Raw genomic sequence first — 26,944 nt, forward strand, 5'->3', positions numbered from 1 at the left:
AGGAGCAATTCTTCTCCCTATTGAAATATCCGAAAGCTATATCTAGTAAAGCTTTTAAACGAAGTGGCACCTTTTTACACGTATCTCGGCTCAATCCCTATTTCGCAGAAACCTGGCTGATGATTTGTCTATTGCCTCAAAAAGTCTGTAGTGCAATGCTAGATGGTAATTTCGTCACGCAGAAAATTATAGAGTTTTCCCTCTAGGATAAGGCTCAGTTCCGATGGGAAATAGACCCATTCATCTGCTTGATTGTCTATAGTTAGTATCCACCAAGTGGGAGTCGGAAGGTCTCATGTCTTCAGGTAAACCACTTACTCCATCACTCAAAGCCTTGAAAATGTCCACGAAAGCTTGGCGTATATAAGTAATAGTGTCAGTTTTCTCATTAGGGATACCAGCCTGTATTCTGTCCTCATAAGCCAGAAGATAGAGCTGCACATGATGTACACCTATGACTGTTGACAATTTTTGCAAGGTACTCTCAGTGGGGTTTGTACCTTTAAGACAAGCCGCCCTTAACCCTGGCTGAGTGATTCCAGTTTGCTTCGCCAGTTTGTTCATGCTCAACTCATGATCCTCCATATACTGGAGGATCAGTTGTCCTAGAGGCGAACAATCTTCTGGTTTTAGCTGTAAAACGAATTTCATGATAAAAATACTCTATAATTAATTGCTAAATACTTATAGGGTATTGAGTTAAATGGTGGAACGGGCTAGAGCCACTGCCACTACAGTAATACATCATCAGCCAGTGCGTAAAGTTTGGCGACCAAAACACTGAGCTGATGTCCAGTTAAATACAAGTGTAGGGTTTCGCCCGCCACTATATTTTAACTGTACATACCTATTTCTGGAAGACAGATGCTTAAACCTACTCCACGCAAGTTCTACAAGCGTAGGAGGCTTTTATGGCAGCGGTTTCTGCTGTCGCTCCTCAAGGTAAGCTGCCACCACTGCCAGCAGACCCCATCGGAGCGCGATTCTGTCAAATCTTTAATCATCCTTGGAAATTTATAATCGCTCCAGTACCAGAGCCAGGGGAAAGACCCACCTGGAAGACCGAGAGCGCCTACCCGCTCCAGCCCCGTAACCTATGGGATACCTATTGCGATTCTTCGCACTTACTAGGACTGCGATTCGGCAAAGAAACCCGCTACGCTCTACTAGATATAGATAGAGGCAGCCGATATCATTTTTTAAACGACCTCAAACAATTCAAATCCATCCTAGAGATTTGCGAAGGAATTGGCTTATGCCGACCCCTAGTAATCCAATCCAGCGACAGTGGTGGCATCCACATTTATTTCTTCTTGCCAGAGCCGATACCCACCTTCAAACTAGCTTGTGCAATCCGTTTTGCCCTCATTGAAGCCGGGGTATTGCTCCAACCAGGAGAAATAGAAAGTTTCCCCAACGTCAAAGCTTATGCAAAAAATTTTCCCTCCAACTACAACGCCCACCGACTACCGCTCCAAGTCGGCTCAGTGTTGCTAGACGACGATTTTGAACCACTAACTAACAACCTAGCTTGGTTTCTCGACCTAGCTGATACCGCAGCAGCCTGTCAAGACTTAACCGAACTCGCAGCCGCCATTTCCAAATCCTACCAGCGTCAAAGCCGAACCTACACCCCCAGCATATCCAACCGCGCCCAAGAGTGGAAGAGCCATTTAGAAAACCGCAGCATCCAAGGCTGGACGGGTAAAAGTCAAACCAACGAACTGCTAAAAGACTTTGCTACCTATGGAGTAGTCTGGCTAGCCTTGAAAGGTCAAGCTTTAGTAGATCACGTAGTCGCCACCGCAATTAACGCCCCAGGATACCAGCAATTTTGCTCCCACCAGCACGAAACGAGGCAGCGAGCCATCGACTGGTCTAAGGCAGCAGAAACTTACTATAGCCCGTACTGTTCCTACCCAAATAGAAACAATCCATACAAACAGACCTTTGACCCAAACCCAACTAACAACGCCGCTAACAACATAGTTGACTTTCCCAATCGAGCCAACGCCCAACGACATCAACAAACCCAAGAGCGAATCCGGCAAGTAGTAGCGTATCTAGAAGAAAAAGGCACGCTACCAGCAGCAGCCACCGCTCGTTCAACAGCGATCATCAGCGCATCCATTGCCCTGCATGGCATCGGGGTCAGCCAGACCACCCTGCATAAGCAAACTTATTTACCCCTATGGCATCCCAAACACCACGTCAAATTGGGTGTAATAACAACTCCAGAGCCAACTTCAGCAATTTCTACCCAGCTAGAAATTGAGCAAATCCCCGCTCTGACTCTAGAACCAAAATCGCTACAAACCCCACTACGACAGGGAACAGGAGAAAATTACACTCAAAAGAGCTATATGAAGGTTTTGGCTTTATCTGCGGCAGAGTATGCGCCACAGGCGCAGTCCTCTGCTCTAAATTCCGAATCAGAATTAAATTTTTCAAACCTTTCTCAAACTACGACAGATAACAATTCCAAATCAGAATTAAACTCCTTAAACTTTCCTCAAACCACAACGTACAACTTGAAATTATCTTCAAATTCTTTAAACCTCTTTCCAACCACAACGTACAACTTGAAATTATCTTCAAATTCTTTAAACCTCTTTCCAACCGAGATATATAAGAATTCCAAATCATCTTTAAATTTCGGCGCGGTCGATTTTGAGTATAAGCAACCCTTATCATTGGGGACTGCTTATGCTCCTAGGATTGAAACCACCGACTTTGAGCGAATAACTAAGCTTAGGTTGCAGGCAATCTGCCACGCTCAAAAAACAGTGAAGCGGGAAGCGCTGATTACTGGTCGAATGATTACTGGGAGTGAGCGAGCCTATAAAGAGCAAATTGCCAAAATGCAGTTTTACTGGCAGTCGGGCGAACCATCGCTGATGTCTGAGGCATGGGAGTGGGCTTTCGCCACTCCTGGAGCATTGCTGGAAGCTTTTTCTCCTGCCAACTCTTCATCAGGAAATCTTGCCTTAGAACCACCGGACGTGGCTACTACACTTAACTCCACCGAGTCAGCACCCCATCAATTACCAACTGCCGATAGTTCAGAGCGTGATTCATCATCTGCTACTGCATTAGTTGGGGAACCGCCCACAAAGCCATCGCCTACCACACCGCCATTCGACTGGCTAAATCCGCCAATTAATCGCAAGCTTCAGCCAGTCGAAATCCTGACAAGCGCAGGCAAGTGGTTAACTGGCTACTTCGTCCACAGTTGCATCGCTGTCGCCAATCTAATCGGCATTGAGCGAATGTTCACGCTGTTTGATGCCGATGGGCATATGTATCGCTTTTTGGGACAGATTCGTCCGCTCTAGCTGGGGTACAGCCGGGATAGGGATTGCTACAGGATACGTGTAAAAACCTGCAAGATAGCCCTCTAAGCTTTGCCTAGACTAGCTTTGAAAATTAGCTTCAGCCTTGGAAGCAGTCCCACAAAAAGGACAGAACCGATGCTTGAGAGAAGTAATCCTCTCTTGGCAATAGCTACAGCGCTCTCGGAGCGCAGAACCACACAAAAAGCAGTATTTAGCCCTCACCTCCATCCAGAGAGGATCTGGCGGCGTTCCAGGAGTCCAGCACGGCGCACAGAATTTGAGTTGAGAGACAGCCACAATCGGAGTGCCACGACAGACCGCCTCTAAATATTCCACCGGAACTTGCAGCGCATTTGCCAAACCACTTTTACTGTGAGAACTCAGTTTAGTTGTCAACCCGCGTTCGATTTTTCCCACGCTCTGCAAGTGAATCCCTGCGATAGCTGCCAGTTCCTTCTGGTTCAAACCGAGCATTAATCGCATTCGTTTGACATAATCACCTACCGTCTCATTAGCGTTGGGCGATTTACTACTTTGAAGAATATTCACAAAACGGTGTTTTAAAATATGTTAACTCAGAACTATACTATGGAAAGTATTATTCAACTTTACTAGGTAAACTAACTGATAAATTGTCTATCCCACTAGCTACAGTCGCTACTGAATTCTTGGAGCGTCCAGGACTCGCTCGAAGCACCGTTCAATCCTACGAACTAAGTCTCATGCCGCTACTGGGAGAATACGGCAGTTATCCAATTGAAATCTTGAGCCGTAGGGCATTAGCCGATTACCTCGACAGCTTACCCCATCTAGCTTACACGACTCATCAACGACATCAAGCAATCTTACAAGCTCTATTCAACTTCGCCGTAGAGCAAGGTTACTTGAAAGTTAACCCTATCACCCGACTTCAACGACGCAAACCCAACCCTGAAAGGGGAGAGCATTTTTCAGATCGAGTGATTCGGTATCTATCCCTATCCCAAATCACCACACTTTACCAAGTAATCGACCGTCACAGTCGGATGAAAGCTCTGGTGTACTTGCTGCATCGCACTGGTGCCAGAATTGCCGAGGTCTTAGCACTAAACTTATCAGACCTCAATCTAAAGATGCGCAAATTTCAGGTGATTGGGAAAGGTAATAAAATCCGGTGGTGTTTCTACAGTGAAGATGCAGCAACAGCATTAGAGAAATATCTAAAATACTACCGTCACCCAGAATCGGATGCCCTATTTACTGCCCAAAAACCCGTAACCAAATTAGTTACCCGCCTGAGTTATCGAACAGCACATCGAGACTGGACAAACTTGATTGAGAGCGCACCAGAACTCGATGGGATTAGGATGCACGATCTCAGGCACACCTTTGCCACCGAACGAGTTGGCTTAATGGGCATCGAGGAGCTACGTGCTTTGATGGGACATACTAACATTGCGACCACATTACGCTACCAAAAAGTTACTTCCGAACGAGCCGAGATTGTCGCTCAAGCAGCTTTAGATCGATTGCTACAAGGAGCAGAAAATAGTCAAATTTAGTTGTTAATAAATTTACTTAAAATACTGTTTGATTGGTATCTGTCATAAATTGACAGAGTATGGCTTATACTCTGCCTTGGACAACTGAGCAAAAGCCAGATCGATCTGGAATTCCCAACGGCTTTATGACCGCTATCGAACGCACGGCTTATCCTCGATTCAAATCTCAGGCAACCGTCAAGGAACTGACTGAACTTTATACTCCATCAGCATCGGAGCTAGCATTTGCCCAAACACAGGTTAAAAGTAAACGCGGGCTGCTGCGCTTGTTAGTGATGCTCAAATCATTCCAGAGGTTGGGTTATTTCCCACCGTCGGAAGCAGTCCCACCAACGGTTGCCCTTCCTATTCGGTCTTGTTTGAATCTCAGTGCCAATGTCTGTGCCATCCCGCCCGAACGTTCGCGCTACTACTATGCTGAGGCAATTCGGGCTTACTTGGGCGTTAATCCATACGACCGTAAGGCTCAAACTGCCATTGCTACGGTTATCTCGCAAGCGGCTGAGGTGATGGAGTATCCTGCTGATTTAATCAATGTCGCAGTCGAAGAATTGGTCAAAGAAAGGTATGAATTACCAGCTTTTAGTACCTTAGATCGTTTAGTCGGTCATATTCGTACCGTTGTTAATAACCGCCTGTTTGGTCGGGTCGCTACCGCTATGACTTCTGCCCAGCAAGCATTTGTAGATGATTTGGTAGCTACTTTACCCGAATCAGGATTAACCTTCAGTTTATTGAGATCGCCACCAAAAAGTGCGCGCCTGTCTCACGTTCAAGCATTACAAACTAAATTCGAGCAGATGCTCACCTGTGGGGATGTTCGCCAGTTGCTCGTTACCATCGCACCCGCTAAAGTTAAATCTTTTGCAGCTCAAGCCAAAGCCTTGTCTCTGACGGACTTGCGGGAGTTGAAACTAACCAAACGTCGCGCTCTATTAGTTTGTCTGCTTTATCGCGTCCAAGTTAAAACTCGTGACCATTTGGTGGAAATGTTTCTCAAGCGAGTGCAGAAAATGCACTCCTGCGCCAAAGACAAGCTAGTAGAGTTACGCGAGCAACATTTAGCTCAGACGGAATCGATGCTGGGAGTCCTAGCTGAAATTTTACAGACATCAGCAGGAGAAAGCGATACAGCGCTCTTGGGCGAGCGAGTCCAGTCTGGTTTTTTTTGTAAGAACCCTCGGAAAGGGGGATTAGTAAAAAAAGAGGTTTGGTGTTACCTCCTTGTAATTCTTCCTAGCAAAGCTTTTCACTTGCAAAATACATCTCAAAAACTCTACTTTTTGAGACTCACCCATATTGTGTCTCTTTTTATATCTTAAAAAGCAATCCTTAAATGCTTTAAAGAGTAATGATACTTTCCCAAACCCATAGCTCTCATTGGTTATGCGCTAATACAAGAGTAAAGTCCCATTCTAGGTTAAAATCCTTAATTACCCAAATCTAGGGTTTATACAAATAACTCCAAGTCGAAGGCTCTGTTAGTTGTTGTTGGTTTGTCGCTCCCCTAATAATTAGTAAATCTCTCGCTTGATTTGTAAACGCCGAGCCTAGGCGCTTAAGTGTCATCCCTGTGTTAAAGGATTTTTATTATGCACTACTGAACTTACAGTTTTCTCAATTCTATTTAACCTCGTTTCTGGACGTTTCGCACTATCAATCCAAAAGAGAATATTCTTCTTCAATGAATTATTAAACGCATCAAAATTCTGGTTGGCAGTCTCGTTTGCTTCTAATGCCTGCTTTAAGTCTGGCGGAATTATTAACGCTTCGATTGCATCTAAAATAGTCCACGAGCAATCTTGTTTTGCTGCATTAATCTTTGCTAGACCTACCGCCGTCATCAACCCTTGTTCTATCAGTTCTTCAATATATTGCTTATTTAATTTTGACCATACACTTTTTGGCTTTCGAGGTGTAAAGATTTGCATATAACAGTCTTCGTCTAAAGATTTTACCTTACTATCAATCCAACCAAAACATAAGGCTTCTTTGACTGCTTCGCTATATCGGACACTCGGTTTGCCGCTTTTAACTTTGTAGTAAATCAACCAGATACCAGGCAAAATGCGATGATTCTTTTCTAACCATTCCCGCCATACTTGGCGATCTTTAGCATAAACAGTTTCTAATTGTTCCTCAAATTTCGGCATCGCAGAAGATAACAAGCAGTATTAACAATAAATACAAACAGATAACCTCAATATACCTTCCCCATCAATAAACTAGGCAGATCAACGTTTCTGTTGAACCACTGCAAAACTACCAACTCTACTGCTCTGTTTGTCTAGCTTCCATGCAGTCAGCAAATGTACCCAGCGCTAAGTACCGACACCTGGAGTCAATGCAACAACTTGTTATTTTACCAAAAAGCTGTTTTTTATCCAACTGCATCCCCTAAAGTTCCAAGCTTGGCACAACTTTTTCTACCAACAAAGCGCTCCCCAGAGCCAGTTATAACATATGGAATTATCTGAACACTCTTACCTTGACGGTCCTCAAGCTTTTGGAACTCTTCGCAAGTTTTTTTAAGCCTTTGGCTGCCAACAAAACGTAAATTGTCGGCAGGAATTTCCTGCTTTTGGTAATTGCGGTATGCAGTTTTCATGCCAGAGTAATGTAGCAGAAATAAACCTAATGATTTGGGTGGTATGCTGCCAGGTAATCCCTCATATCTAATAACTCCTAGTGCATTATTTTGATTTCTGATATCCATATCTGCGTGAGGTAAACCAACAAGATTAACAAACTGTTTTTTTCTCCATAGCCCTCTAGAGACTGTAATACCTATTTCATTGATAACAACAGAAGTTGTTCCCTGATTGTAGACTTCAAATTTTAGATATTCTTCCCAAGGGTGTTGAAGTATAAGAGGACCATCATTGGCACGTTTAACAATCAAATCTAACTTTGTAGCGCCCTTAGTAAAATTTTTCCAGTTAATAATTAGTCCACCAACTGAAGCGAAGGCTCCAATAATTGCAGCGAATGCAGTTATCGATCTGAGTGGATCGCTTATTAAAGCAAACCAAAGTGTACTGAGGCTGTTTAGGAAAAAATTTACAATATTTGCCATAAATATATTTAGAGATGAAGCTTTTAATCACTAACCTACTAACCGCCCTAGTCCTGTTAGCTTACGCCCTAAGTCAGCCACTCTATGCTGCAAGTCAGCGTTCTCACCTTTAACGGCTGTGGGGTCAGTCTTCTTTAAATACTAGCGCTTTCGCGGGATCTCAGAGTGCCTGAAATAACAGAAATATCCTCGGCTAGTTGAGTGTAATACCTATGGAAATTCTGGCATTAGAACTAGACAACAAATTTATCTACGCATTCTGTTAGCGATCACAGTGTTCCGGGGAATAGTATAAAGGTTAACATCAACCAGATGAGCGCTCCGTTCAATATGGAATCTGATACAACACCATCGCCCGAAGATCGATATTGGTTGGAATATACAGACAGTTCGCCTCCCGCCCTAAGACCTGTTTACGCTACTCCTGATCCGAACCAACCTATTCTGCTGTATACAGGACATTTACAAATCACTCAGGAAATCAATCAACGCACAGTTGAAATGTATGGGCATGGAAGCGTAGAGTTTATATGGTTTCCATACCCATGTGTCAAGTTTGAATTATTGAATAATGAGTCAGCAAGTTGTTGGATAAATGTTTCAGTTGATTGTTCGCTAACCCTTGTAGAACTAGAAACCTCAGTAAAAGTGAGTGTTTCGAGATTCCACTCCCAAGACCGTGAAAATCTAATTTCAGGAATAATGAAAGAGCCACTCATTCAAGGCTCAAACGAAGACTTAGCTTACTTATTATTCCATGTAGCCAACTTTCATAACTTTATGGGGTCTTACACCACAATTCAGGATTCAGATGGATCATCTAACCGCAACAGAATTGTTTTGGAAGCAGAAAACTGGAAGCTAACTATAGATCAACTTAAACCTGCTGAAAGTGAAAGTTATGAAGAATTGTTGACTTCTCAAGGTGGATTTGCAGTAACGCACGTAGGGAAATTAGAAAAGTCTGATGGAGGAATATTTTCAGGAAGTGAGGCTAGAGCCTTCTTAGACAGTTTTGTTGCTTTTCTATCTTTTGCCAGAGGGTTCAGAGTACCTTTAATTCTTCTCTTGGGTTTTGATGCAGTGGGCAATCAAACGTGGAAATATTGGGCTTCATCAATCGGGCATTCTTGGCGAGGAGTCAATTCATGGTTTCCCACCCAAGATGCAGGGAGGCTTGCGGATGTATTTCCTGGCTTTTTACGTTGGTGGCGCGATTGGGAAGATTCAGAGAAAATAGCTCTCTATTGGTATTTAGAAGCTAATGCCAGTTTAGTAGTAGAACAACAAATTATCTTGGTACAAGTCGCTTTAGAATTGATTGCCTACAAACAAGGGCATACCAAAGGTACAGCTTCTAAGAAATTAAAAGCATTACTTGAAGAATGCGGAATTTCTCTGAACATACCTCCTGATAAAACTCATAACCCACCTCCTACTTTTGCTGACGCATTTAGATCGCCATTGACTCTTTTAGAAGAACTACAGAAATTTAAGCAGTTCTTTGAAGAGGCAGAGCAAGACGGAGCCTATGTATTTACTCGAATACGCAATGACATTGTTCATCCTAAGAAAGAATATAACTTTGAAAATTTTTCCTTAGTGAAACATGAAGCTTGTAATTTGGGTCTGTGGTATCTTGAGCTAGTATTACTTTGTATCTTTGATTATCAAGGGATCTACGCCAGTCGCCTTCCAAGACTTCGCTACAATGGCGAGACAGAACTTGTTCCTTGGGCTACCTCTTGAGCAACCCCTTTGATAAATCTAGCTTGTTCGAGTTGATGACCGGACGTGAAAACACAATTAAGGCGATTTTATGGAGTGTTTGGAACTGTTATTTTTGGTGAAGATGCAACTCCTTTTAAAGAATACAACACTGCTACCAACTGGTCATTCATCCGCACTATCGTCATCAATGTTGCTCGGATGTATGGCTGTGATTTTCTTTGCAAAGCCGAACATTTTCTGACCCATGACATCGACAAAATAATTTCCCTTTTACAAGGAGTTATCGCTGGGATTTGACTTTTCCGTTCTGAGTGAGTGCCGTTCACGTCTCATTGAAGGAGGCGTTGTGGAAATTCTTTTAGATAAGTTCTTAGAACGATGCCTAGGGTTTATACAAAAAAAAACCAAGTCGGAGCTTGGCAGTAAGTATAAATGTTATTTTTTCCAGACCTCACCAGTTTTTGCAACACAACCTTCATTTGTGCCTGTTACTTAGCATAAAATTTTGGGAATTATAGATAAGACTTTAAAAAATTATTAGTCAGAGGTAGTTACTCATAATAGCGGCTAGGTTCTATATCCGTGTTGATTTCTGCAAGTATTGGATGCTTAAAAGTTAGTATCTGTTGAATATACGACCGCATCAACTTCTGTCGTTGTGGTCTTCTACAATCTTGCAAGTCCTCGTAAGCGCTTGGCTATTATTGTCGAAACATTGAACTTAGGGAAGAGTCAGCTTTATCGTTATTTAACTCCAAAAAAAAACTAGGAAAAACTAATAAAGGTATAAACAATGGAATCATCTGATATAACACCACAGAATTATAGTAAAGAGTTGAGTAGTTTTGAGTTAAGCGTGTTGAGATTCTTAGCGGAACAAGGGTTGCCAACTGAAGCTGTATTAGTACCAGTAAATGAGCGACTCACTATTTTTAGAAACCTTGTCGATGTACTCTCAAGGATAAATGACCAACAGAAACCGCATTCTATATACATATCGAAATTCGTAGCCGCAGTAGCATCAGGCTTGTTCGATGCTGCTTTGAATTATTTATGGGATGAAACAATTTTAGAATTAAGAAAGCGTGTTTCAACATACGATATTAGCTTTTTCTATGACAACGCCGTAAACAGCCCTGAAAAACGCAAAAATCTTAAGGATGAGACAGATTTACATAAAATTAATGACAGTGAGTTAATTGAGGGTGCGAAGACAATTGCTTTGATTTCAGATATTGGATATAACAACTTAAACAATATTAGATTTATGCGAAATTGGGTGAGTGCTGCCCATCCAAATCAAAATAAAATTACTGGTTTGCAACTTATAGCTTGGCTAGAAATCTGTATTATCGAAGTTATATCTTTACCTTTATCTAATGGAACAATAGCAATACAAAAATTTCTTACAAATATAAAAAAGAATATTCTCCTGGAAGAAGAAGCTAGAAAAATAGCTGCATTTTTTCTTGAACTTACTCCAGAGCAAACGAATAACTTCGCATCCGGATTATTTGGTATCTACACCCGAATAGATACGACATCACAGACAAAACAAAACGTTCATAGAGTAATACCTTATCTATGGGATAGAGTGGATGAGCAAACACGTCAACAGTTTGGTGTTAAGTATGGTAGGTTTATTGCAAATAATGATCAAGCAGAAGCAAGACTTGCTCTTGAGTTTTTGGAGTTAGTATCTGGGAAATCGTATATTCCTGAAACTCTTTTAACAGTGGAGATAGATACTGCTCTAGATAACTTAATAAATGCTCATAGGGGATGGGATAATTTCTCTAATGAGCCACCATTTTCAAAAGCGCTAAATGCACTTATTAATGATAGAGGCGAAGTTCCACTTTCGATACGTCAAAAGTATGTTTTGGGTTTGGTAGAAGTTTTTTTAACTAATGGAAACGGAGTGTCTACTAACGCTGAAGCTATCTATCTATCTCTTGTTGAAAGATTCAACACAACTGAAGCAGTTATAGCCGTTTTGTCTTTCAATCACACAACTATTGCTACTAAGCTGCAACAGGCTTTATGTCAGAAGAAATATCGTGAGCTTTTACAAATAATGAAAACTAAAGTCTCTGCTCCAGCAGTTAAAGAACTAATAAATGAAATTGAATATTATAAAGGTCCATTGTTTAGGCTTAGAGAGCAATCAGAATTCAAGAGTAAAGTTGATAATATGCGAAAAATTATTTGGGATAAATAATGATGAATTTGTAAAATCTCATTAACTACCCTCAACTTGCCTGAAGATGAGGCGGTAGTCGGCAGTTCTCATGGCGCAGCCATGCTTCAATCTTGAAGAATCCGGTGGCGATGTCGAGGAGATGTCGAGGATGTGTTGGTTCTCCTCAATTAATTGTTTAAGGATGGATTCTAGGGTGTATTGAAAGTTGTCGATTTAGTCATGGAATGGGCATTTATTTTAATCTATAGAATATGGATAATCAAAGAGCTTTAGTAAGCATTTAAATAAGTATGTATGACTAATTTGAAATGCCTCCTGCGTTACTTTTTCAGATGGAAATTGCGATTTATTAGAAGTCTTAACTTGGGGATGTACAATAGCATTTCTAATTTCAGTTATTGCGGCTATACTATCTTTCCAATTAAGTTCCTTAGCTTTTTTGTGTATTTCTGTGTATTGGTCTAGCGGCTCTAGAGGAATATTAAGAAATTTAAGTAAAAGTTTAATTTGTCCAGATGCCTTCAGTCCGTTAAATCCATCAGAAGTGACACATTCGTTAACTGTCAGGAATGTCCAAGCTGTTTTTTCTAAAGCTGCTTGTAACAAAATAATAGAGCTATTCTGTCCATTAGAATGTTTTAAGCTTTCGATATACCACTGAATAGCATTTTGAATAACCTCTTTCCACTTTTGTTCTTGCCACTTTTTCATAAAACCAATGAACGGTGCAATGATTTCTGTGCTTGAGTCAACATCAAACCAGTGATATCCATGTTGCCATGAATCGCCTTGAATAATAGGATTACGCCATTCTTCTAATAATTGATTGCCTTCACTGTCAAAACCAGATACTAAAAGGGGTGCTATCCAAATACCTCTTACAAATGATAAATAATAAATAAAGGCTTCAATTATTTGATAAGCTTGTTCTAGAGTAAATGTAGCATTATCTAAACGCTTTATTTTGCAAATATGGGTAACACCATAGCCACCTTCAAACGTCAGCAATTCTTCTAAGTCATGACAATTATCTAAAGTTGATAAAACAATGTGCCAAGGATCGTGATCAAATATAAACTGACCATCAAATGATAACCAGCTTTCTCGTTCTATTTCTATTTCATTGCCATGCTCATCTTCTTCATAGCCAAAGTCATTAGAAATATTAAAACCCCAAAAATTAGTAATATGGAAAACTACTGAAGATAAGTTATCCGTTGTTCCTTGAATAAATTGCTCAGTTAAATGCCCCAAAAGTTGATTCTTTTTATTGCCCCGATATTGACCATAAGATATGTGGGCTTTCAAACGGCGTTGTGGGACTAGCTCAGTTAGCTTTAACTGGAGATTGTCTTGATTATCCAAGTCAGTTCTGTCCTCACCATGATAGAGAAACTTAAAATTAATGTTAGGGAATGGATGCCAATCTATTTTGACAAAAACTTTACCTTCAATAACTTGTTCATTATTAATCAGTTCAGCAAAACCTTGATAAAGAAAAACGTGCTGATTAGGAATTTTTTGGGTAATTCTTTTTGGTTCGGGCTGCCATTCAATCATAAAAATGATTAGTTTAAATTGCTAGAACTAATTAAGATAATTCTACACCTTGACCTTTGCTATTAAGGCATTGTTAGGAACACCAATAACTTTCAGTACGGGATCTTGTTTTAAGTATTCCTATAGAATTAGGTTTTCAATCAGCTAGGGATAAAGTTGCTTCGTTTTTGAGGTAAGGATGTCGATGGGAGGCATCTTGGCAGGGCATCACTCTTAACCCATCGCTTCGTGCAATCGTACCCCAGTTAGCAGACAACAAAAACTGAATCAATAAAATACCCTCCTACGCGGCATGGCGTTGAGGAGGGCAATAGTTGAATCAGGTGTGAGGAGCAAGCATTGCAAGCATTGTCCCTGCTCATATCAACAGCTTAAATCGTAAGTATGACAGCACTGTGACAGCCGAAGCGCAATGCTATGACAAAGGGTGCAGCAAAGTATGCAATTACTTCCTCATTTACCCTGTTGTTACCTAGATACTACCTTGACACTGCCCAAATTACAGTTTTACACTTTATCTAATACTTATCTAGGTAATACCAAGACATGAGTAATACAGGGCGGAGCAAGAAATTAGCCTCCTTCAACTGCGATGAGAATCTGTGGCTAGAATTTAGGCATCGCTGTCAGGAGCAAGGCACAACCGCGACCGCTACACTTACTAGCTTCATCCAACTTTACCTGGATGGCTCTCTTGATAACCTGGACGTAAACCCATTAGATAAGCGTTTTGATCAGCAAGTTAGAGCCAGCGTGGATGCGTATTTAGCTACTCGCCTCGATTCGCTGCATAGTCTGGTCACGGCTTTGTCTGAGAAGGTGGCATTTTTAGAAGGTTTAGAAACCGCTACTCAATTACCCCGTAGCAATAAGAAGGCAGCGATCGCCAAAAAAGAACCGGAGTTTTGGTTTATTCAGCAACGAGTTAAACATTTAGGATTAGAAATCAGTGCCAACCAAAGGATGAAAATCGAGATGTGGGCAAATGAATCCTACAAAGAACGGCACGGACAAATCCCCAAGAAGCAACCCTTTCGCGGCACTCAAGCAAGTGCTTACCCCACCGCAGACTTAGATTTATTAGATGCCACTATTAAGGGTGTAGTCGCACAAGGTCATAGTTAAGTGCTGTGGGCTGGAAAACAAAACCCTCCGGTACTGCATTTATCCGCCCTCGCAATGCTGCGTTAAGTAGATAAAAACAACCGTCGCTAATTATAGCCGCTTGTTGTAACGATAAAACAGGTATAAGCAAACATCATCTAAATGCCCCAAACCCTCATTCTCTCGTCAAGGGATTGATAAGCTTTGATTAACCGTTGGTTTTAACAATCATTCCCTTACGCAGAAACAAGGGTTTTAGCCGTTACACCGACAAAATGCTCTATTCCGGTGTAACCTGAAGAATATGAAAATAGACCGTCACGACCAAGCTAAAATTCTATCACCATTGGAGCTATCAAGAATTTTCACCACTGGGTTGAAATTGCCACGCGATCGCGCTTTGTTTGGAGTCTGTCTCTACACCGGGACTCGGATTGCGGAAGCTTGTTCGCTGCACACTAAAGATGTATACGCCATTGACGGCAGCATCAGACCCCGCGTTACCATCCGTAAAGGGACGACTAAGGGCAAGATAGAAACTCGCTCGGTTCCGGTCAATCAACAGCTAAAAGCCTTGCTGGAAGACTACTCATCGTCTAAGGTGTATCTATTTCCAGGTAGGCACGGGTTGGGACACATTCACCCCGATTCGGCAGACAAGATTCTCCGGGCAGCATTTATAGATTTGGGAATTGAGGGAGCGAGTACCCACAGCTTCCGCCGCACTTGCCTAACCCAGATGCACCGCTCTGGCGTACCATTGAAGGTGATTCAGGAAATATCCGGGCATAAAACCCTCTCGGCTTTGCAGAAGTATTTAGCGGTGATGGATGAAGATTTGGAATCCGCCGTTGCTACTCTTTGTTTTTAACAGTTGATTGTACCCACCGCGCCTTACTGGAGCGATCGCTATGACGACATCCCCAACCAAAAACTTAACTATAGAGGAGTATCTAATTTACGATGACGGGACAGATAACCGTTACGAGCTTGTGGATGGAAAATTGATCATGGTTCCCCTGCCAACGGCTGACCACTCCGATGAAATTGATTTGCTTCTAGAAGTTTTTAGGGCAGAAATTAACCAACAGAAATTACTTTGGCAAGCCAAACGCGATGTAGGAGTATACATCGGGAAATCTTTAAACACAGGCAGAGATTATTCACGTAGTCCTGACGTTTGTATTCTCTTGTCCGAGGATTGGGCAAAACTTAAAGCTGAAAAAGGAGCAGCAGTTTTAAGAACTGTCCCTCTGATGGTTGTTGAGGTTGTATCAACTAACCGAAAAGATGACTATGTGGACAAGGTGGAGGAGTACCAGGGTCTAGGCATTCCTGAGTATTGGATTGTAGATGGGCGCGATAAATTAGTTTCAGTCCTGCTGTTAGATGATGGACGTTATCACAGGACTGAATTTAGAGGCGGTGAACGGATTATCTCACGGGCTTTCCCATTGTTAGTTTTGACAGCAGAGCAGGTGTTATCAGCATAAAGGAAGTTACTCTGACCGTTTGCCTTCGGTAGTACAGGTTTTGTTGAACTTAAGTTCAATTTCTCTAAATGAGCTAAAATTTTCCAGGATTGTCATCCAAGGAAAGTAAGAAATTAATCAGGTCAGTCTGCTGTCTAAAAGTAAAACCAGCAGCTTTGTCAACATAAAAGCTATGACCCGTGCCATCAAGGTTACTCCGTACTAAAGCCGAGCTTGCCCGATTAGCTGCAACTACTTGTTCGCGGAGTTGACGATCTATTAGCGCCCATAAGCTGCTGGTACTATCAGCAGGCTGGCCTTGGCTAAGAGTTCCAGCTAACCCTAAACCGCTTGGGTCAGTCACACTAACGCCATTTCTGCCCACCTGCAAACTATCTGCCCTAACGGCTACTCCACCATCATGCAAATAAGGTGCGCTGAGATCGAGTCCAAGCAAAGAGGTGGTTTTATAACCACCATCAGGGAACAGCCCATTTGGTAAACTGGTTGGGCTAGGAGCAATCCCCTCCGTTGGTACATCTATTACTTCAGCACCAGCAGGAACAGGTACAGGATTATTAAAGGTATACAGCTTAGGCGGTACCAGTAGATTGTTGAGGTCAAGACGACTTTGAGCGCGAGCCGGGTTAGTTTCTAATTCACTAATCGGGTGGATCTTGTTGTCAGTAAAGAAAGGTGACTTATGGCAACTCAGACATTGGGCTTGCTCAAAAACTTTAGCACCACGTTGGACAGAATTAGTTTTAAGTGCTACCAGGTTTTGGCGAGTCTGATTTGGCGGTGGCACAAGGCTGTTTTGAAAGGCAGCCATAGCATTAGCTGCAAACAAGAAAGGTCCACTAGCTGAATCGCCTTGAGTTGAAGTATTGGGACTGAAGACCAAACCATTGTAAGTAAAAAGGCTTGGTCGAAGATTAGGATAAGTACCCGTGCCAGGAGCCGGAATCTGGTCTTGAAGTTCTGCTTGATAAGCATCTGGAGCCACTTGGCGCAGCCACTGTGAAGGTTTAACTGGTACTCCTTCTTGTAAGCGCAGGCGCTCATCGGCGGCATTTTGAAGGGCAATGCCTAAATAAACTTCAGGATCTATGCCTATAGTTTCAGCACTTAATTGCGCTGCTGCTAGTAGATTAATTTCTGAGGAGTGAACTGCATTAGTAATCGCGCTTAGTCCCGCAAAAGGGCCTATAGCAAACTGACCATCCGCTAAATAAGGATTATTCTTAAAGGTGAAAAGGCTGGGAATTTGAGTCGTGTTGTTGATACCATCAGGTGAACTTTCAAAGTTACCTACAGGTACATCAAGCATTGCATTATCAAAAGCTGATTCAAACTTTTGTGGATCTGGCAGGGTTACTAGCTGATTATGACTATCGATGATGGTCTTGCCATTACCTTGATATTGGGGGTCTATAGGATTGAGGCTTAAGCGCGCAAAACCTGCCGTTGTATTAGGCGATAAAGCAATTAATAAAAAAATGTTTAGATCGCCGTTGGGTACACCTTTAAGGAGTTTACCTGTTTTAGATACCACAGCATGGCACGCGGCGCAGGTGAAATTACCATCCCTTGTCAAACCCACGGGTAATTTAGCTCCTCTCTCTAGGTCGAAGCCAGTATCAATAACGCTTCCCTTAGAATAAGTCCGAGTACCTAACTTTAAATCTTGTTCGAGGGTAATGCGTAAGTTACTTGTGGGCTGACCATGCAAGTTTATAATCGCTTTTTCTAGCGCTGGTTGGATTTGAGCTACACCCAAGCCAAAGCCTAACACACCTTGAAGACCAAAGGTGTCACCGATTTTACGGTTGAAAAATATGTTCTCACCGCTATCTAGTAAGTCTTGCGTAATTTGCACCGCTCCAATTCTCCCAGCAGCACCTGGGGACTTTGGATCGATCCCTTGTTTACGAACTAATTTATCTACTTCTCGCTGTGTAAGCAATTTTCCAAAATAGTCGTAGTTACCTAACGGCTGCTGAGGAGCAGGCTGAAGCAGAGAGCTATTGGCTAGAGTTGTCTGCGTTGCTATCAAGCTATCTGATACGAGTACAGCAGCTAAACTAGACACTAAAATCAGAACAAACACGATGAACTGCCTATGCCAACTCACATTTGCCTCTTTTGACAATATTTGTCGTAAAGATGAAGCGGTACTTTTTTTCACAAATCTTGGCTCAATCCCTAAATGATTGAATTTAGTTTTAACAGATTCGATACAAGAGGAAATTTCCTAACTGCCACATATGTCGCAGTTTCCTCAGACTGCGGATGATACCGAGCCACTGGGTTCATGACTTTGTTTAAGGCATTGATATAAGCTTTAGCGGATGCGGCGATGACATCCGTATCCACTCCTTGCCCGTTTACAGTACGACCAGCATTGTCCAGGCGGACGGTAACTTCGCCTAGTGCATCAGTGCCGGTCGTGAGCGCATTGACTGAGTACAGCAGTAAAGTACAACCGCTATCGACAATACTTTCTATCGCCTTGAACGTCGCATCGACCGGACCGCTGCCCTCCGCCGTATGCGAACGCTCTTCACCGTTTATCCACAACGTGATCTTGGACTTGGGGCTTTCACCAGTCTCAGAATAAACGCATAGAGAAACCCACTTCACGCGCTCGTTGCTGACAGCGAGGTCGGCTTCAGTCACTAGGGCTTGCAAATCTTCATCGTAGATTTCGTGCTTCCGGTCGGCAAGAGCCTTAAAACGCCTGAAGGCTTCATTTAGGTCTTCCTCACGACTAAACTCTACGCCCAGTTCACGCAAGCGCGTACGGAAGGCATTGCGTCCCGAGTGCTTACCAAGCACTATGCGGTTGGCATGCCAACCGACATCTTCAGCCCGCATTATCTCGTAGGTCTCGCGATTCTTGAGTACGCCATCTTGATGAATACCCGACTCGTGCGCGAATGCATTGGCACCAACGATGGCTTTATTAGGTTGTACGGGGAATCCGGTGATATTGGACACCAGTCGTGAACAGTATACTATCTGCGTCGTGTCGAGTCTAACGTCGCAAGGGAAGACATCTCGGCGTGTGCGCACCGCCATTACGATCTCTTCAAGTGCCGCGTTACCAGCGCGCTCGCCGAGACCATTGACCGTGCATTCAACCTGCCTGGCACCACTTAACACTCCGGAGAGCGAATTTCCAACCGCAAGACCTAAGTCGTTATGGCAATGTACGGAAAAGACAGCCTTGTCGCTGTTTGGGATGCGCTCGATGAGAGTCTTGATCAAGCTACCGAATTGATTAGGGAGATTATAGCCAACCGTGTCGGGAATATTTACCGTGGTAGCACCAGCGGCGATTGCAGATTCAATGATGCGGCAAAGAAAGTCGATGTCGGAACGTCCTGCATCCTCCGCAGAGAACTCGACATCATCGGTATAACGCCGCGCGCGCTTAACTGCCGCCACTGCTTGCTCAATGACTTGCTCCGGTTCCATGCGTAGCTTCATTTTCATGTGGATGGGAGAAGTCGCGATGAATGTATGAATGCGCCTGGAACTGGCAGGCTTAAGTGCCTCCGCAGCCGTGTCGATGTCACGGTTCAGCGCCCGCGCCAATCCGCAGACAGTGCTATTCTTCACCACTGTAGCGACTGCCTTTACAGCATCGAAGTCACCAATGCTCGCGATGGGAAATCCCGCTTCTATGACATCTACTCCCATGCGCTCAAGTGCTTTGGCGATGCGTATTTTTTCCTCGCGGGTCATAGAGGCACCGGGACTCTGCTCTCCATCGCGTAAAGTGGTATCAAAAATTATCAATTTGTCAGTCATGGTTATTTTGCTCAAGCAGAAAACTCATATAAAACCGGGCTGTACATAAATTAGACATCTTGCACTACTACTTAGTATTTGTTTCAATTTCCATATATTTACGCCTATGCTCTTTTAAGCTTTTCGGGACGTTGGGTATAAATAGCTTGCTTCGCACTGTACAGTGAACGTTACATTTGACTCATACCTTATGAGTAATCAGAAGAGTTGACTATTGTCTGCCGTTCACCCCACAGGTCGACCACCGCTTCCCCACCAAGGCTGGAATTTATCCAACAACAAATAAAATTTTTCTAAACCGTATCGCCAGAGTTCCGTGTGATAATTACATAAAATTGGGTCACTCCTGTCCACCTGATTTCGGATCTAAGCTATGACCGTCCTGCATCAGGCGATCCTTAATGAAAGCAACAGTCTGAGACTCGGCCACTACAGTCGGATGGTTTGGTTCATCAACATGATGCACGCCTAATACCGAATGTGCAAATTGATTAATCCCATGACAATTGCCTCGGGACGAATCGATTTCGATAGCCTGAAAGTTAGTGCCAAATTCCTCATAGAGCCGATGAAAACGCTCATTTGGTACGAAAATATCGGCGGTGAATCGCAGGCCGAGGACACAGATGCCTTGTTCCGCACTTCTCTTTTTCGCTTGGAAAAGCGTATCCTCATCAATACCGAGATCCCGTTTACGATCCGGTGTTAGAGCAAAAGGAAGCGACGGATTGCAAACTACAGGTGCTAAAACAGCTTCTTCTACCATCATAGCCAAGGCAAATCCTCCAGTTATGCACATACCGATTGCCCCGACTCCTGGACCGCCGCATTCAGTATGGGCGTGTCTAGCTAAACATCGTAACCAAGATGTCACGGGACTGTTTTTGGAAGTTGCTAATACAGTAAACTCATGCATAACACAACCACGAATTAAAGACGCGGCGATGTAATAGGCATTTACCTCTTTACTGGGCTTACCAAACAATGAAGGCAGCCAAACTGTTAAGCCAGCGTCGCATAGGGCGTTGGCTAGACGAATAACACCTGGGTGAAGACCTGGAACCTCGTGCATGACAATCACGCCTGGTCCCTTACCCTTGCGAAAAACGCTGCGGGTCTCATTTTCAAAAGTTAGTTCAAGCTGCTCAAAATCGGACAAATCTTGTAACATAGTCACTTTGTTTTAGTTGAGAAATTGTTTAAGTCTCGTCAGAAGCTAGATCTCTTAACTTTTTGAGTCTGGAAGCTTTACCTAGGTAGCTTCTTAAGCTTCTTGCGCTTGTTGACCGCATAGCCTACACAAAAAACACTAAACAAAGCCAAGCCAGCATTTGTTGTCGGCTCAGGCACAACTTGCAGCGAGCCGTTGTAAGGAACTGGACCAAGGAAGTTGTCGGGAGTGAATTGACTTAACTTAATCCCTGGAGGAATGTTGGGAATAAAACTTCCTACTGCGATTTGAACCTCATTAGTTTCCAAATCAGTTAGTGTCCCCGTAAGCCGAGATGAGATCTTAAGAATCGAAGGATCCAAGGGATCGGAGTTAGGATCGATTTCAGCAACTCGATTAATGGTTTCTAACTGAAATGTGAAGTTAACGGAGTTAGAAGTAGTAAGGCTCAGAAAGTTTGGCACATAAAAATTCGGGTTATCCGAGCCGTTAAACAACGGACCTGATTGCATAATTAATCCAGAGGAGCTTCCTTGGTGGACATCGCGAATTGTTCCAAGTTGTGAAGGGAATGTAAGCGCAGGGCTAAAAGAGCCGCTAGCATCAAGAACTTGGAAACTGCCATCTACATTAGGATTAGATATTACAGGAAAAGTAGAGGAGTCAACATAATCAAACTGAGTAGAACTACCAAAAACATAGCCAGAAAAGTTAATACTGCTACCAATTGTTGCTGCATTGACAAAGCTAGTGCTTGTTACTACACCCGCTACAATGAGTGGAATCGTTGCCATTGAATGAAGAAGTTTCGTTGTCATCAGGTTCTCTCTTTACTACCAGCCATCGATTTTTCAACCCGAACAGTTTTGTTGTCTTGTATGCGAAGCTCATCAGGCTGCAAGTCCAGCCACTGTAGCGATCGCTCAATATGCCGACCCAAGAAGACTTTTTTTTGCGCCATAAAATCCATGAGAAAAAAGAGGACTCGCCAGACTGAGCGTTGAGCTTTTCCTTCGCGAATCAACTGGGAAAACTCCGGCTTATAGGGGTTATAGCCCAAGTTTTTGAGATCGGAATAAATTAAGAGCCAATTCAAAGTAAAGTTGCTCAAAACGGGATTCACATACCAGCGATTCTTTGCCAAACCCAGTTCCACAACACGTTCCATAACCTCTTCTTGGTTATAGTCCCAAACATGAAAAGGTGCGATAATTCGCGGGAATTTTGCACCGTGAGCGTAGCGATAGGGATTCCAGAATAAAGACCGCTCAGAATCATTGAATAAACCGTTGTCAAATAATTCGTGAGGAGTCCAATCTGCTTTTGATATTCGTTCTTGAGGCATCTCGTAAAGCATCCGCTCAGGGTCAGGTTGACCTGGAGAATATCCTGTCAAAATCAGCGGGATGTTCTTCTCCATAGCCAAGCGAAGAATGTCTCCCTCTCGGATATCTAACCAAAAATAGCAAACTGTATGCACGGCTCCACGCTTATTTTGGTTGCACAAAAGATAGCGAATGAATCGCTTATAGATATCTTTAGACGGAGTCTCCACGTGATGGTCGACATTTAGATGCCGCACTGTACGGTGGATATTGTCCCAGGTATTCGGAGGAATATCAAAATCACTTGTGTAGGCTAGAACCCGCAGTTTGTATTCCTTGACAAGTTTGTATAGCAAGTAGCAGCTATCTTTGCCCCCGCTAAACGACAAGATGCAGTCGTATTCGCCCTGTAACGATGGATTTCGTAGTGTTTCTTCTAAATCGCCTCGTAGTGCAGCACGATCGCTTTCTTGCTTCTGTCTATCTTCTGTTTGCATCTCCCACTCTCTGCACAGGTTACATACTCCATCGTTATCGAAGCTGACTCCTGCAACTTGTGTGGTTAACAAGCATCTTTTACATGTCTTAGTCATATGTCAATTCCTTGTACTTTTATTCTCCCTTCCTGGCTTAAAATTACCTGCTACCAGATGGCTGAACCTATGGCTTTTGTAAGGAAATACAATAGGTATTCTGCTGGCAGGAAGGGAGTAACACAAACTGAGCCTTAGTTCGAGAGCAAATACGGGAAATGATTGCTACGCCCTCACCTCAGAAACGCGAGTGTAAACTTTCTTAGCATAGTTAAGCGCATCGTCAAGAAAGTCTGCGTATGAATTAAGAGCATCACCCGCCGTTTTCACAAGGGTATCTGTATACTCAGGATGTTGAGCAAGAAGCTTGTGGACAACTTCAAAGTTCGTTTCAGTATGACCAACATCAGCACGCACGTGTTCATGAAGAAAGCTAATACTTGGTAACGAGTCTTGCCCCATGCAATCAATCCAGTTTTTCAAAAGGAGAGGTCCATAGGTCGTCGATATCAATTCGATCTCCACATCAATTGCTAATTCATCCCATGGAGAATTCCCTTCGATAACGTGTTCATGTAACTGATGATAGCGTTTGACGGCAGGACTCATTTTCTCATTAAGTAACTCTTTTGAATCGAGCTGAAAGTTAGGCTCTTCTCGATTCCAAGCTTCAACGAGCTTTTTGACATCTTCTGTTGCCCAGTTATCATGGCCTTCTTCTTCCTCTTCGTGTTCGTAGAAAAACTCTGCCATCTCCTTCAAGCCTTTTTCTTCACAGCGCTGACCTGCGCGCTGCAAATAGTTGGGGATTGGTTCGGTAAGACCTGCGCTTAAGGCACTCCAATGAATCATGAAGAGTTTGAGAAGCTTAGGATCGATATTTTCTGTAAATATCTCTCTTACAACCTTTCTCACTGAAAACTCCTTGCGTGCTGGCTCGCATCTTCTTTGGTATTCGTTTTGATAGACCTGTGTATTTTCTAATGTCGTCATAGTATCTTTCTCCTATCTTTATTATCGAATTGTGTATGTATTAGCTAGCACCCACTGCGTTTCGTGTTGATGGTTCGCCAAATGCGATCGCTTCCATTAACTCTCGCTCAACTTTCTTAAGTCTTCTGCGGATTCACACCAAATAGTAAGTGACGTGCTTCGTCATCCATCTGTTCTTCGCCTTTAATAGGTTCTCCTACTTCATAGGCTCGTTTTACGGCTGGACGTTCGCCGATCCGGGCTACCCACTCTGCAACTCTTGGAAAATCGGCAAGCGGAATGCCGATCAAATCTGAAAATTGGATCCAGGGATAGCAAGCCATATCAGCAATTGAGTAATCACCTGTAAGATAGTCTCGCTCGCTCAATTGTTTTTCCATTACTCCGAACAAACGTTTCACTTCATTCGCGTAGCGTTTTTTGCCATAGGGAATATCTTCTGGAGCGTACTGAATAAAATGATTTGCTTGCCCCATCATGGGGCCAACCCCGCCCATTTGCCACATTAGCCATTGAATTGTTTGGTGGCGATTGCGTAAATCTGACGATAAAAACTGATCGGTTTTCTCTGCTAAATAGATAAGTATGCTACCAGATTCAAATAAGGCTAGGGGTTCATCTCCATCAGCAGGAGCGCTATCAACGATAGCAGGTATGCGATTATTGAGCGCGATCACCAAAAAATTTGGTTTAAATTGCTCCCCTCGCATAATATTTATAGGTTGGATTTGGTATGCAAGTGTACTTTCTTCGAGAAAAATAAGGGGTTTATAACCATTAGGGGTCGGCCAGAAATAGAGATCGATCATTTGAGAGCATCCTCCAATATTTTCTTTCTAAGCACTGCCAACCGACTTTATGTCACAGGTCGATAATGCGACCTCATGAATCCCGTCAAGCCTGGGTATTTTTTGACGATCTCAAGCCCTTGGATACTATCTTTGTCCGCGAGAACGGCTGAAATATCATCAGCGGCTTTTGCGATTTCTTCTACACTTAATCCCATAATGGGTAGAGCAAAACGAACAAAGCTGATATTATTGGCTATCTGCGCTGGGGAGCTATGATTTACAGAGCCGCGAATACCATAGTCGCTAAATAGTCGATGAAGGAAAGCCTGTTCCGGGTGTAGTTGATGCGGAATTCCTAGATTCTGTGTACTGGCATTGAGAAATATAGCATGCCCCCCGGCGGGTCGAGCCACTACAGGATGAGCTTGGAGAGCATCATGTAGTTTCTTTACAATATTCATTCGTTTGCGTACTCGCTCAAAAACATCATCCATATTGTTCATTGCATAGGCGAGATTCTCCTTAGCAACATGACTCAAGCCACTACCTAAAAGCGCAACTTGATCTACGCAGCGATAAAATAGTTCTGGATCTCGGGTAGCAAAAAATCCACCTATTGAAGTCGGAAAATCTTTGGTTGCGCTCATTGTACAACCATCTGCATAAGAGCAGAATTCACGAATAATCTCACCTACCGGAGTGTTTCGATATTGATCTTCTCGCTCCTGAATCAGATATGCATTATCAATAATCCGGCAGGCATCTAAATATACGGGGATGTGGTAATGATGGGCTAAATCGGCAACGGCTCGCATATTCTCTAGCGATATAGGATGTCCGCCGACAGCGTTGTTACAGGGTTCAACACAAATGTAGGGAATCCAGCGGGGATGGTAAGTTTGAATTACTTGCTCAAGAGCCGCAATATCAATATTTCCCTTAAATGGATATGGGCTAGCTACGTCCAAAGACTCAGCGCTCATGACTTCTACAGGTGTTGCACCGTTTCGTTCTTGATGAACTTTAGTAGTAGGAAAGAGGGAGCTACCAGGAATATAATGACCATTTCGGATCGTAGCATGACTTAAAATTGCTTCGGCCAGCCTACCTTGAGAAACAGCCATAACATAAGGAAAACCAAAGTATCGGCTGAAGATATCCTCAACACTGATGTTGCTGTGACATCGCTCTTGGTGGAATTCAGACCCGTAACCTACTGGGGGAAGGGACTTGTGCATGAGGCTATCGCTCTGAAGATCCAGCGTAATCTTCTCACTTGGAATAATATCGAGATTATGCCCAGCCAGTTCCAAAACTTGCATCCTATGAGAACGAGCCTCAGTCAGATTCATTGCTGTTCTCCTTCAAACTGTGTCCGAATCTCGCTAACATCAATAATTTGATAGCTCATCCGAAATAAATCGAAGAACATTCCTTTGGGCAACACAATCGGTTTTCTAGAACCAGGTATTATACCGTCTAGAAGGTGCGCGATACACTCAGTAGCCAGTAGGGAACTAGCAATAGCTGGACCTACTGCGAGGGTGGGAATCTTCCCAATTTTTAGACTCTGCCCTATAATATCAATCTGCTCAGGCATAAACCATTCTTTGAAAATGCTAGGTAGTGCGGTGGATTGCTTGGCGTTACGAAAAGTACGTGTCCAAAATTCCATACTCATGCCTAGTGGTGAAGAACACAAAGCAAAGCAGCCAAATCCCAAAATTGGGGCGACTACGCTAAATACTCCTAGATCGCGTGCCTTCTGATGCATAGTTTCTCTTAATTCATAAGGTACCCCGGCATCCAAGCAGTCCACAAGAATATCGGTACCTTGCAGAAATTCATCCTGATTATCATTGGTAAGACCTTCGGTAAATACTTGAACTTGAGCATCAGGGTTTATGTCCAAAATTAAGTCTCGATAAACCTCTGCCTTATTTCTGTCCATAGTCGAACCGAGCGCGCCCCACTGCCGATTCATATCTGGTGGATCGAAAATAGCCGGATCTGCCAAATGGAAAGAGCCGATTCCCATGCGACACATAGTTAATGCCATCGCGCCTCCAACACCACCACATCCAGCAACAACAAGTTTTCGGGAGGCTAAATACTCAACGCCTGCGCTAGTGAGCAGAGGTATACTTCGATTCAGAAAATGGTCTTGTGAACTAATTGAGAGAGTCATTGCCGTATGCCAAGTATATGATTCTATTCATTACAGGTGCTAAATTCGCACATTTGTGCTTTTAGTAAAAGATGACAGCAAATAATTGACCAGATCAGATTCCTC

At 43.1% G+C, this 26,944-nt stretch carries 23 protein-coding genes; 9 read left to right on the forward strand and 14 right to left on the reverse strand.

Annotated features, from left to right (window positions below; all coding sequences use genetic code 11):
* Window positions 1–240 precede the first annotated feature (240 nt).
* Window positions 241–651 (reverse strand): helix-turn-helix domain-containing protein, encoded by a 411-nt coding sequence (locus SYN7509_RS0224405; RefSeq protein ID WP_028954601.1) that lies wholly within the window; start codon window positions 649–651, stop codon window positions 241–243.
* Window positions 652–911: 260 nt separating this feature from the next.
* Between SYN7509_RS0224405 and SYN7509_RS28015 the strand changes: the two genes are divergently transcribed.
* The gene (locus tag SYN7509_RS28015; protein WP_051482714.1) at window positions 912–3,335 is read left to right on the forward strand and encodes a hypothetical protein; all 2,424 of its coding nucleotides are present in this window, start codon (window positions 912–914) and stop codon (window positions 3,333–3,335) included.
* Between the two features lie 78 nt (window positions 3,336–3,413).
* Here the strand turns inward: SYN7509_RS28015 and SYN7509_RS0224415 are convergent, their stop codons facing one another.
* On the reverse strand, window positions 3,414–3,884 hold the full coding sequence (locus SYN7509_RS0224415; RefSeq protein ID WP_009630928.1) for a helix-turn-helix domain-containing protein: 471 nt from the start codon (window positions 3,882–3,884) through the stop codon (window positions 3,414–3,416).
* An 83-nt stretch (window positions 3,885–3,967) separates the two neighbouring features.
* Here SYN7509_RS0224415 and SYN7509_RS0224420 point away from each other — a divergent pair, with 83 nt between their 5' ends.
* Window positions 3,968–4,876, forward strand: coding sequence for a tyrosine-type recombinase/integrase (locus SYN7509_RS0224420; protein WP_028954602.1), 909 nt, complete (start codon window positions 3,968–3,970; stop codon window positions 4,874–4,876).
* A 59-nt stretch (window positions 4,877–4,935) separates the two neighbouring features.
* Entirely contained in the window at window positions 4,936–6,198 is a 1,263-nt protein-coding gene (locus SYN7509_RS27355) for a DUF4158 domain-containing protein (protein ID WP_028954603.1), read from the forward strand.
* Window positions 6,199–6,441: 243 nt separating this feature from the next.
* Here SYN7509_RS27355 and SYN7509_RS0224435 read toward each other — a convergent pair whose 3' ends face one another.
* Both SYN7509_RS0224435 and SYN7509_RS0224440 read right to left on the reverse strand, forming a co-directional pair.
* Window positions 6,442–7,029, reverse strand: a complete 588-nt coding sequence (locus tag SYN7509_RS0224435; RefSeq protein ID WP_009630953.1) for a YdeI/OmpD-associated family protein — start codon at window positions 7,027–7,029, stop codon at window positions 6,442–6,444.
* A 227-nt stretch (window positions 7,030–7,256) separates the two neighbouring features.
* Window positions 7,257–7,952: a hypothetical protein gene (locus SYN7509_RS0224440; protein ID WP_009630952.1), complete on the reverse strand. Its 696-nt coding sequence runs from the start codon at window positions 7,950–7,952 to the stop codon at window positions 7,257–7,259.
* A 312-nt stretch (window positions 7,953–8,264) separates the two neighbouring features.
* Here SYN7509_RS0224440 and SYN7509_RS0224445 point away from each other — a divergent pair, with 312 nt between their 5' ends.
* From SYN7509_RS0224445 to SYN7509_RS0224455, 3 genes are all read left to right on the forward strand, one after another.
* Entirely contained in the window at window positions 8,265–9,701 is a 1,437-nt protein-coding gene (locus tag SYN7509_RS0224445) for a hypothetical protein (protein WP_148298196.1), read from the forward strand.
* A gap of 45 nt (window positions 9,702–9,746) precedes the next feature.
* Window positions 9,747–9,980 (forward strand): hypothetical protein, encoded by a 234-nt coding sequence (locus SYN7509_RS27360; protein WP_148298197.1) that lies wholly within the window; start codon window positions 9,747–9,749, stop codon window positions 9,978–9,980.
* A gap of 496 nt (window positions 9,981–10,476) precedes the next feature.
* Window positions 10,477–11,904: a hypothetical protein gene (locus SYN7509_RS0224455; RefSeq protein WP_009630949.1), complete on the forward strand. Its 1,428-nt coding sequence runs from the start codon at window positions 10,477–10,479 to the stop codon at window positions 11,902–11,904.
* Window positions 11,905–12,123: 219 nt separating this feature from the next.
* Here SYN7509_RS0224455 and SYN7509_RS30555 read toward each other — a convergent pair whose 3' ends face one another.
* Window positions 12,124–13,446 (reverse strand): hypothetical protein, encoded by a 1,323-nt coding sequence (locus SYN7509_RS30555; protein ID WP_009630948.1) that lies wholly within the window; start codon window positions 13,444–13,446, stop codon window positions 12,124–12,126.
* 546 nt (window positions 13,447–13,992) lie between these two features.
* On the opposite strand from SYN7509_RS30555, the gene SYN7509_RS28020 reads away from it, so the two are divergent.
* The 3 genes from SYN7509_RS28020 to SYN7509_RS0224475 all read left to right on the forward strand — a co-directional run bounded on the left by SYN7509_RS28020 (window position 13,993) and on the right by SYN7509_RS0224475 (window position 16,043).
* A complete protein-coding gene (locus SYN7509_RS28020; protein ID WP_009630947.1) occupies window positions 13,993–14,571 on the forward strand; it encodes a hypothetical protein in 579 nt (192 codons plus the stop codon).
* A 283-nt stretch (window positions 14,572–14,854) separates the two neighbouring features.
* Complete coding sequence (locus SYN7509_RS0224470) at window positions 14,855–15,421, forward strand: tyrosine-type recombinase/integrase (protein WP_009630946.1); 567 nt, start codon at window positions 14,855–14,857, stop codon at window positions 15,419–15,421.
* A gap of 40 nt (window positions 15,422–15,461) precedes the next feature.
* Window positions 15,462–16,043 carry a Uma2 family endonuclease gene (locus SYN7509_RS0224475; protein WP_009630945.1) on the forward strand — a complete coding sequence of 194 codons (582 nt, stop codon included), beginning with the start codon at window positions 15,462–15,464 and terminating at the stop codon, window positions 16,041–16,043.
* A 73-nt stretch (window positions 16,044–16,116) separates the two neighbouring features.
* Here SYN7509_RS0224475 and SYN7509_RS0224480 read toward each other — a convergent pair whose 3' ends face one another.
* The 9 genes from SYN7509_RS0224480 to SYN7509_RS0224520 form a co-directional block, all read right to left on the reverse strand.
* Complete coding sequence (locus SYN7509_RS0224480) at window positions 16,117–18,210, reverse strand: hypothetical protein (protein ID WP_009630944.1); 2,094 nt, start codon at window positions 18,208–18,210, stop codon at window positions 16,117–16,119.
* A 17-nt stretch (window positions 18,211–18,227) separates the two neighbouring features.
* A complete protein-coding gene (locus SYN7509_RS0224485; RefSeq protein ID WP_009630943.1) occupies window positions 18,228–19,838 on the reverse strand; it encodes a 2-isopropylmalate synthase in 1,611 nt (536 codons plus the stop codon).
* Between the two features lie 340 nt (window positions 19,839–20,178).
* Window positions 20,179–21,009, reverse strand: coding sequence for a dienelactone hydrolase family protein (locus SYN7509_RS27370; protein ID WP_009630942.1), 831 nt, complete (start codon window positions 21,007–21,009; stop codon window positions 20,179–20,181).
* 77 nt (window positions 21,010–21,086) lie between these two features.
* Complete coding sequence (locus SYN7509_RS0224495) at window positions 21,087–21,827, reverse strand: hypothetical protein (protein ID WP_009630941.1); 741 nt, start codon at window positions 21,825–21,827, stop codon at window positions 21,087–21,089.
* On the reverse strand, window positions 21,827–22,831 hold the full coding sequence (locus tag SYN7509_RS0224500; RefSeq protein WP_192819859.1) for an adenine nucleotide alpha hydrolase family protein: 1,005 nt from the start codon (window positions 22,829–22,831) through the stop codon (window positions 21,827–21,829). Before SYN7509_RS0224500 ends, SYN7509_RS0224495 begins: the two co-directional genes overlap by 1 nt.
* A gap of 261 nt (window positions 22,832–23,092) precedes the next feature.
* The gene (locus tag SYN7509_RS0224505; protein WP_009630939.1) at window positions 23,093–23,860 is read right to left on the reverse strand and encodes a hypothetical protein; all 768 of its coding nucleotides are present in this window, start codon (window positions 23,858–23,860) and stop codon (window positions 23,093–23,095) included.
* A gap of 116 nt (window positions 23,861–23,976) precedes the next feature.
* Window positions 23,977–24,669: a glutathione S-transferase C-terminal domain-containing protein gene (locus SYN7509_RS0224510; protein WP_009630938.1), complete on the reverse strand. Its 693-nt coding sequence runs from the start codon at window positions 24,667–24,669 to the stop codon at window positions 23,977–23,979.
* 47 nt (window positions 24,670–24,716) lie between these two features.
* Window positions 24,717–26,003, reverse strand: coding sequence for a beta-eliminating lyase-related protein (locus SYN7509_RS0224515; RefSeq protein WP_009630937.1), 1,287 nt, complete (start codon window positions 26,001–26,003; stop codon window positions 24,717–24,719).
* Window positions 26,000–26,839, reverse strand: coding sequence for a ThiF family adenylyltransferase (locus SYN7509_RS0224520; protein WP_009630936.1), 840 nt, complete (start codon window positions 26,837–26,839; stop codon window positions 26,000–26,002). Before SYN7509_RS0224520 ends, SYN7509_RS0224515 begins: the two co-directional genes overlap by 4 nt.
* Window positions 26,840–26,944: the final 105 nt, after the last annotated feature.

Source organism: Synechocystis sp. PCC 7509 (assembly GCF_000332075.2).
Taxonomy (GTDB): Bacteria; Cyanobacteriota; Cyanobacteriia; order Cyanobacteriales; family Chroococcidiopsidaceae; genus Aliterella.

Excerpts from the sequence above, each read along its gene's own strand:
- SYN7509_RS0224455 (WP_009630949.1), top strand. The coding sequence starts at position 10,477 with ATGGAATCATCTGATATAACACCACAGAATTATAGTAAAGAGTTGAGT.
- SYN7509_RS30555 (WP_009630948.1), bottom strand. The coding sequence starts at position 13,446 with ATGATTGAATGGCAGCCCGAACCAAAAAGAATTACCCAAAAAATTCCT.
- SYN7509_RS28020 (WP_009630947.1), top strand. The coding sequence starts at position 13,993 with ATGAGTAATACAGGGCGGAGCAAGAAATTAGCCTCCTTCAACTGCGAT.
- SYN7509_RS0224440 (WP_009630952.1), bottom strand. The coding sequence starts at position 7,952 with ATGGCAAATATTGTAAATTTTTTCCTAAACAGCCTCAGTACACTTTGG.
- SYN7509_RS28015 (WP_051482714.1), top strand. The coding sequence starts at position 912 with ATGGCAGCGGTTTCTGCTGTCGCTCCTCAAGGTAAGCTGCCACCACTG.
- SYN7509_RS27355 (WP_028954603.1), top strand. The coding sequence starts at position 4,936 with ATGGCTTATACTCTGCCTTGGACAACTGAGCAAAAGCCAGATCGATCT.
- SYN7509_RS0224520 (WP_009630936.1), bottom strand. The coding sequence starts at position 26,839 with ATGACTCTCTCAATTAGTTCACAAGACCATTTTCTGAATCGAAGTATA.
- SYN7509_RS0224445 (WP_148298196.1), top strand. The coding sequence starts at position 8,265 with ATGAGCGCTCCGTTCAATATGGAATCTGATACAACACCATCGCCCGAA.
- SYN7509_RS0224510 (WP_009630938.1), bottom strand. The coding sequence starts at position 24,669 with ATGATCGATCTCTATTTCTGGCCGACCCCTAATGGTTATAAACCCCTT.
- SYN7509_RS0224505 (WP_009630939.1), bottom strand. The coding sequence starts at position 23,860 with ATGACGACATTAGAAAATACACAGGTCTATCAAAACGAATACCAAAGA.
- SYN7509_RS27370 (WP_009630942.1), bottom strand. The coding sequence starts at position 21,009 with ATGTTACAAGATTTGTCCGATTTTGAGCAGCTTGAACTAACTTTTGAA.
- SYN7509_RS0224470 (WP_009630946.1), top strand. The coding sequence starts at position 14,855 with ATGAAAATAGACCGTCACGACCAAGCTAAAATTCTATCACCATTGGAG.
- SYN7509_RS0224500 (WP_192819859.1), bottom strand. The coding sequence starts at position 22,831 with ATGCAAACAGAAGATAGACAGAAGCAAGAAAGCGATCGTGCTGCACTA.
- SYN7509_RS0224495 (WP_009630941.1), bottom strand. The coding sequence starts at position 21,827 with ATGACAACGAAACTTCTTCATTCAATGGCAACGATTCCACTCATTGTA.
- SYN7509_RS0224475 (WP_009630945.1), top strand. The coding sequence starts at position 15,462 with ATGACGACATCCCCAACCAAAAACTTAACTATAGAGGAGTATCTAATT.
- SYN7509_RS0224515 (WP_009630937.1), bottom strand. The coding sequence starts at position 26,003 with ATGAATCTGACTGAGGCTCGTTCTCATAGGATGCAAGTTTTGGAACTG.
- SYN7509_RS0224435 (WP_009630953.1), bottom strand. The coding sequence starts at position 7,029 with ATGCCGAAATTTGAGGAACAATTAGAAACTGTTTATGCTAAAGATCGC.
- SYN7509_RS0224405 (WP_028954601.1), bottom strand. The coding sequence starts at position 651 with ATGAAATTCGTTTTACAGCTAAAACCAGAAGATTGTTCGCCTCTAGGA.
- SYN7509_RS0224485 (WP_009630943.1), bottom strand. The coding sequence starts at position 19,838 with ATGACTGACAAATTGATAATTTTTGATACCACTTTACGCGATGGAGAG.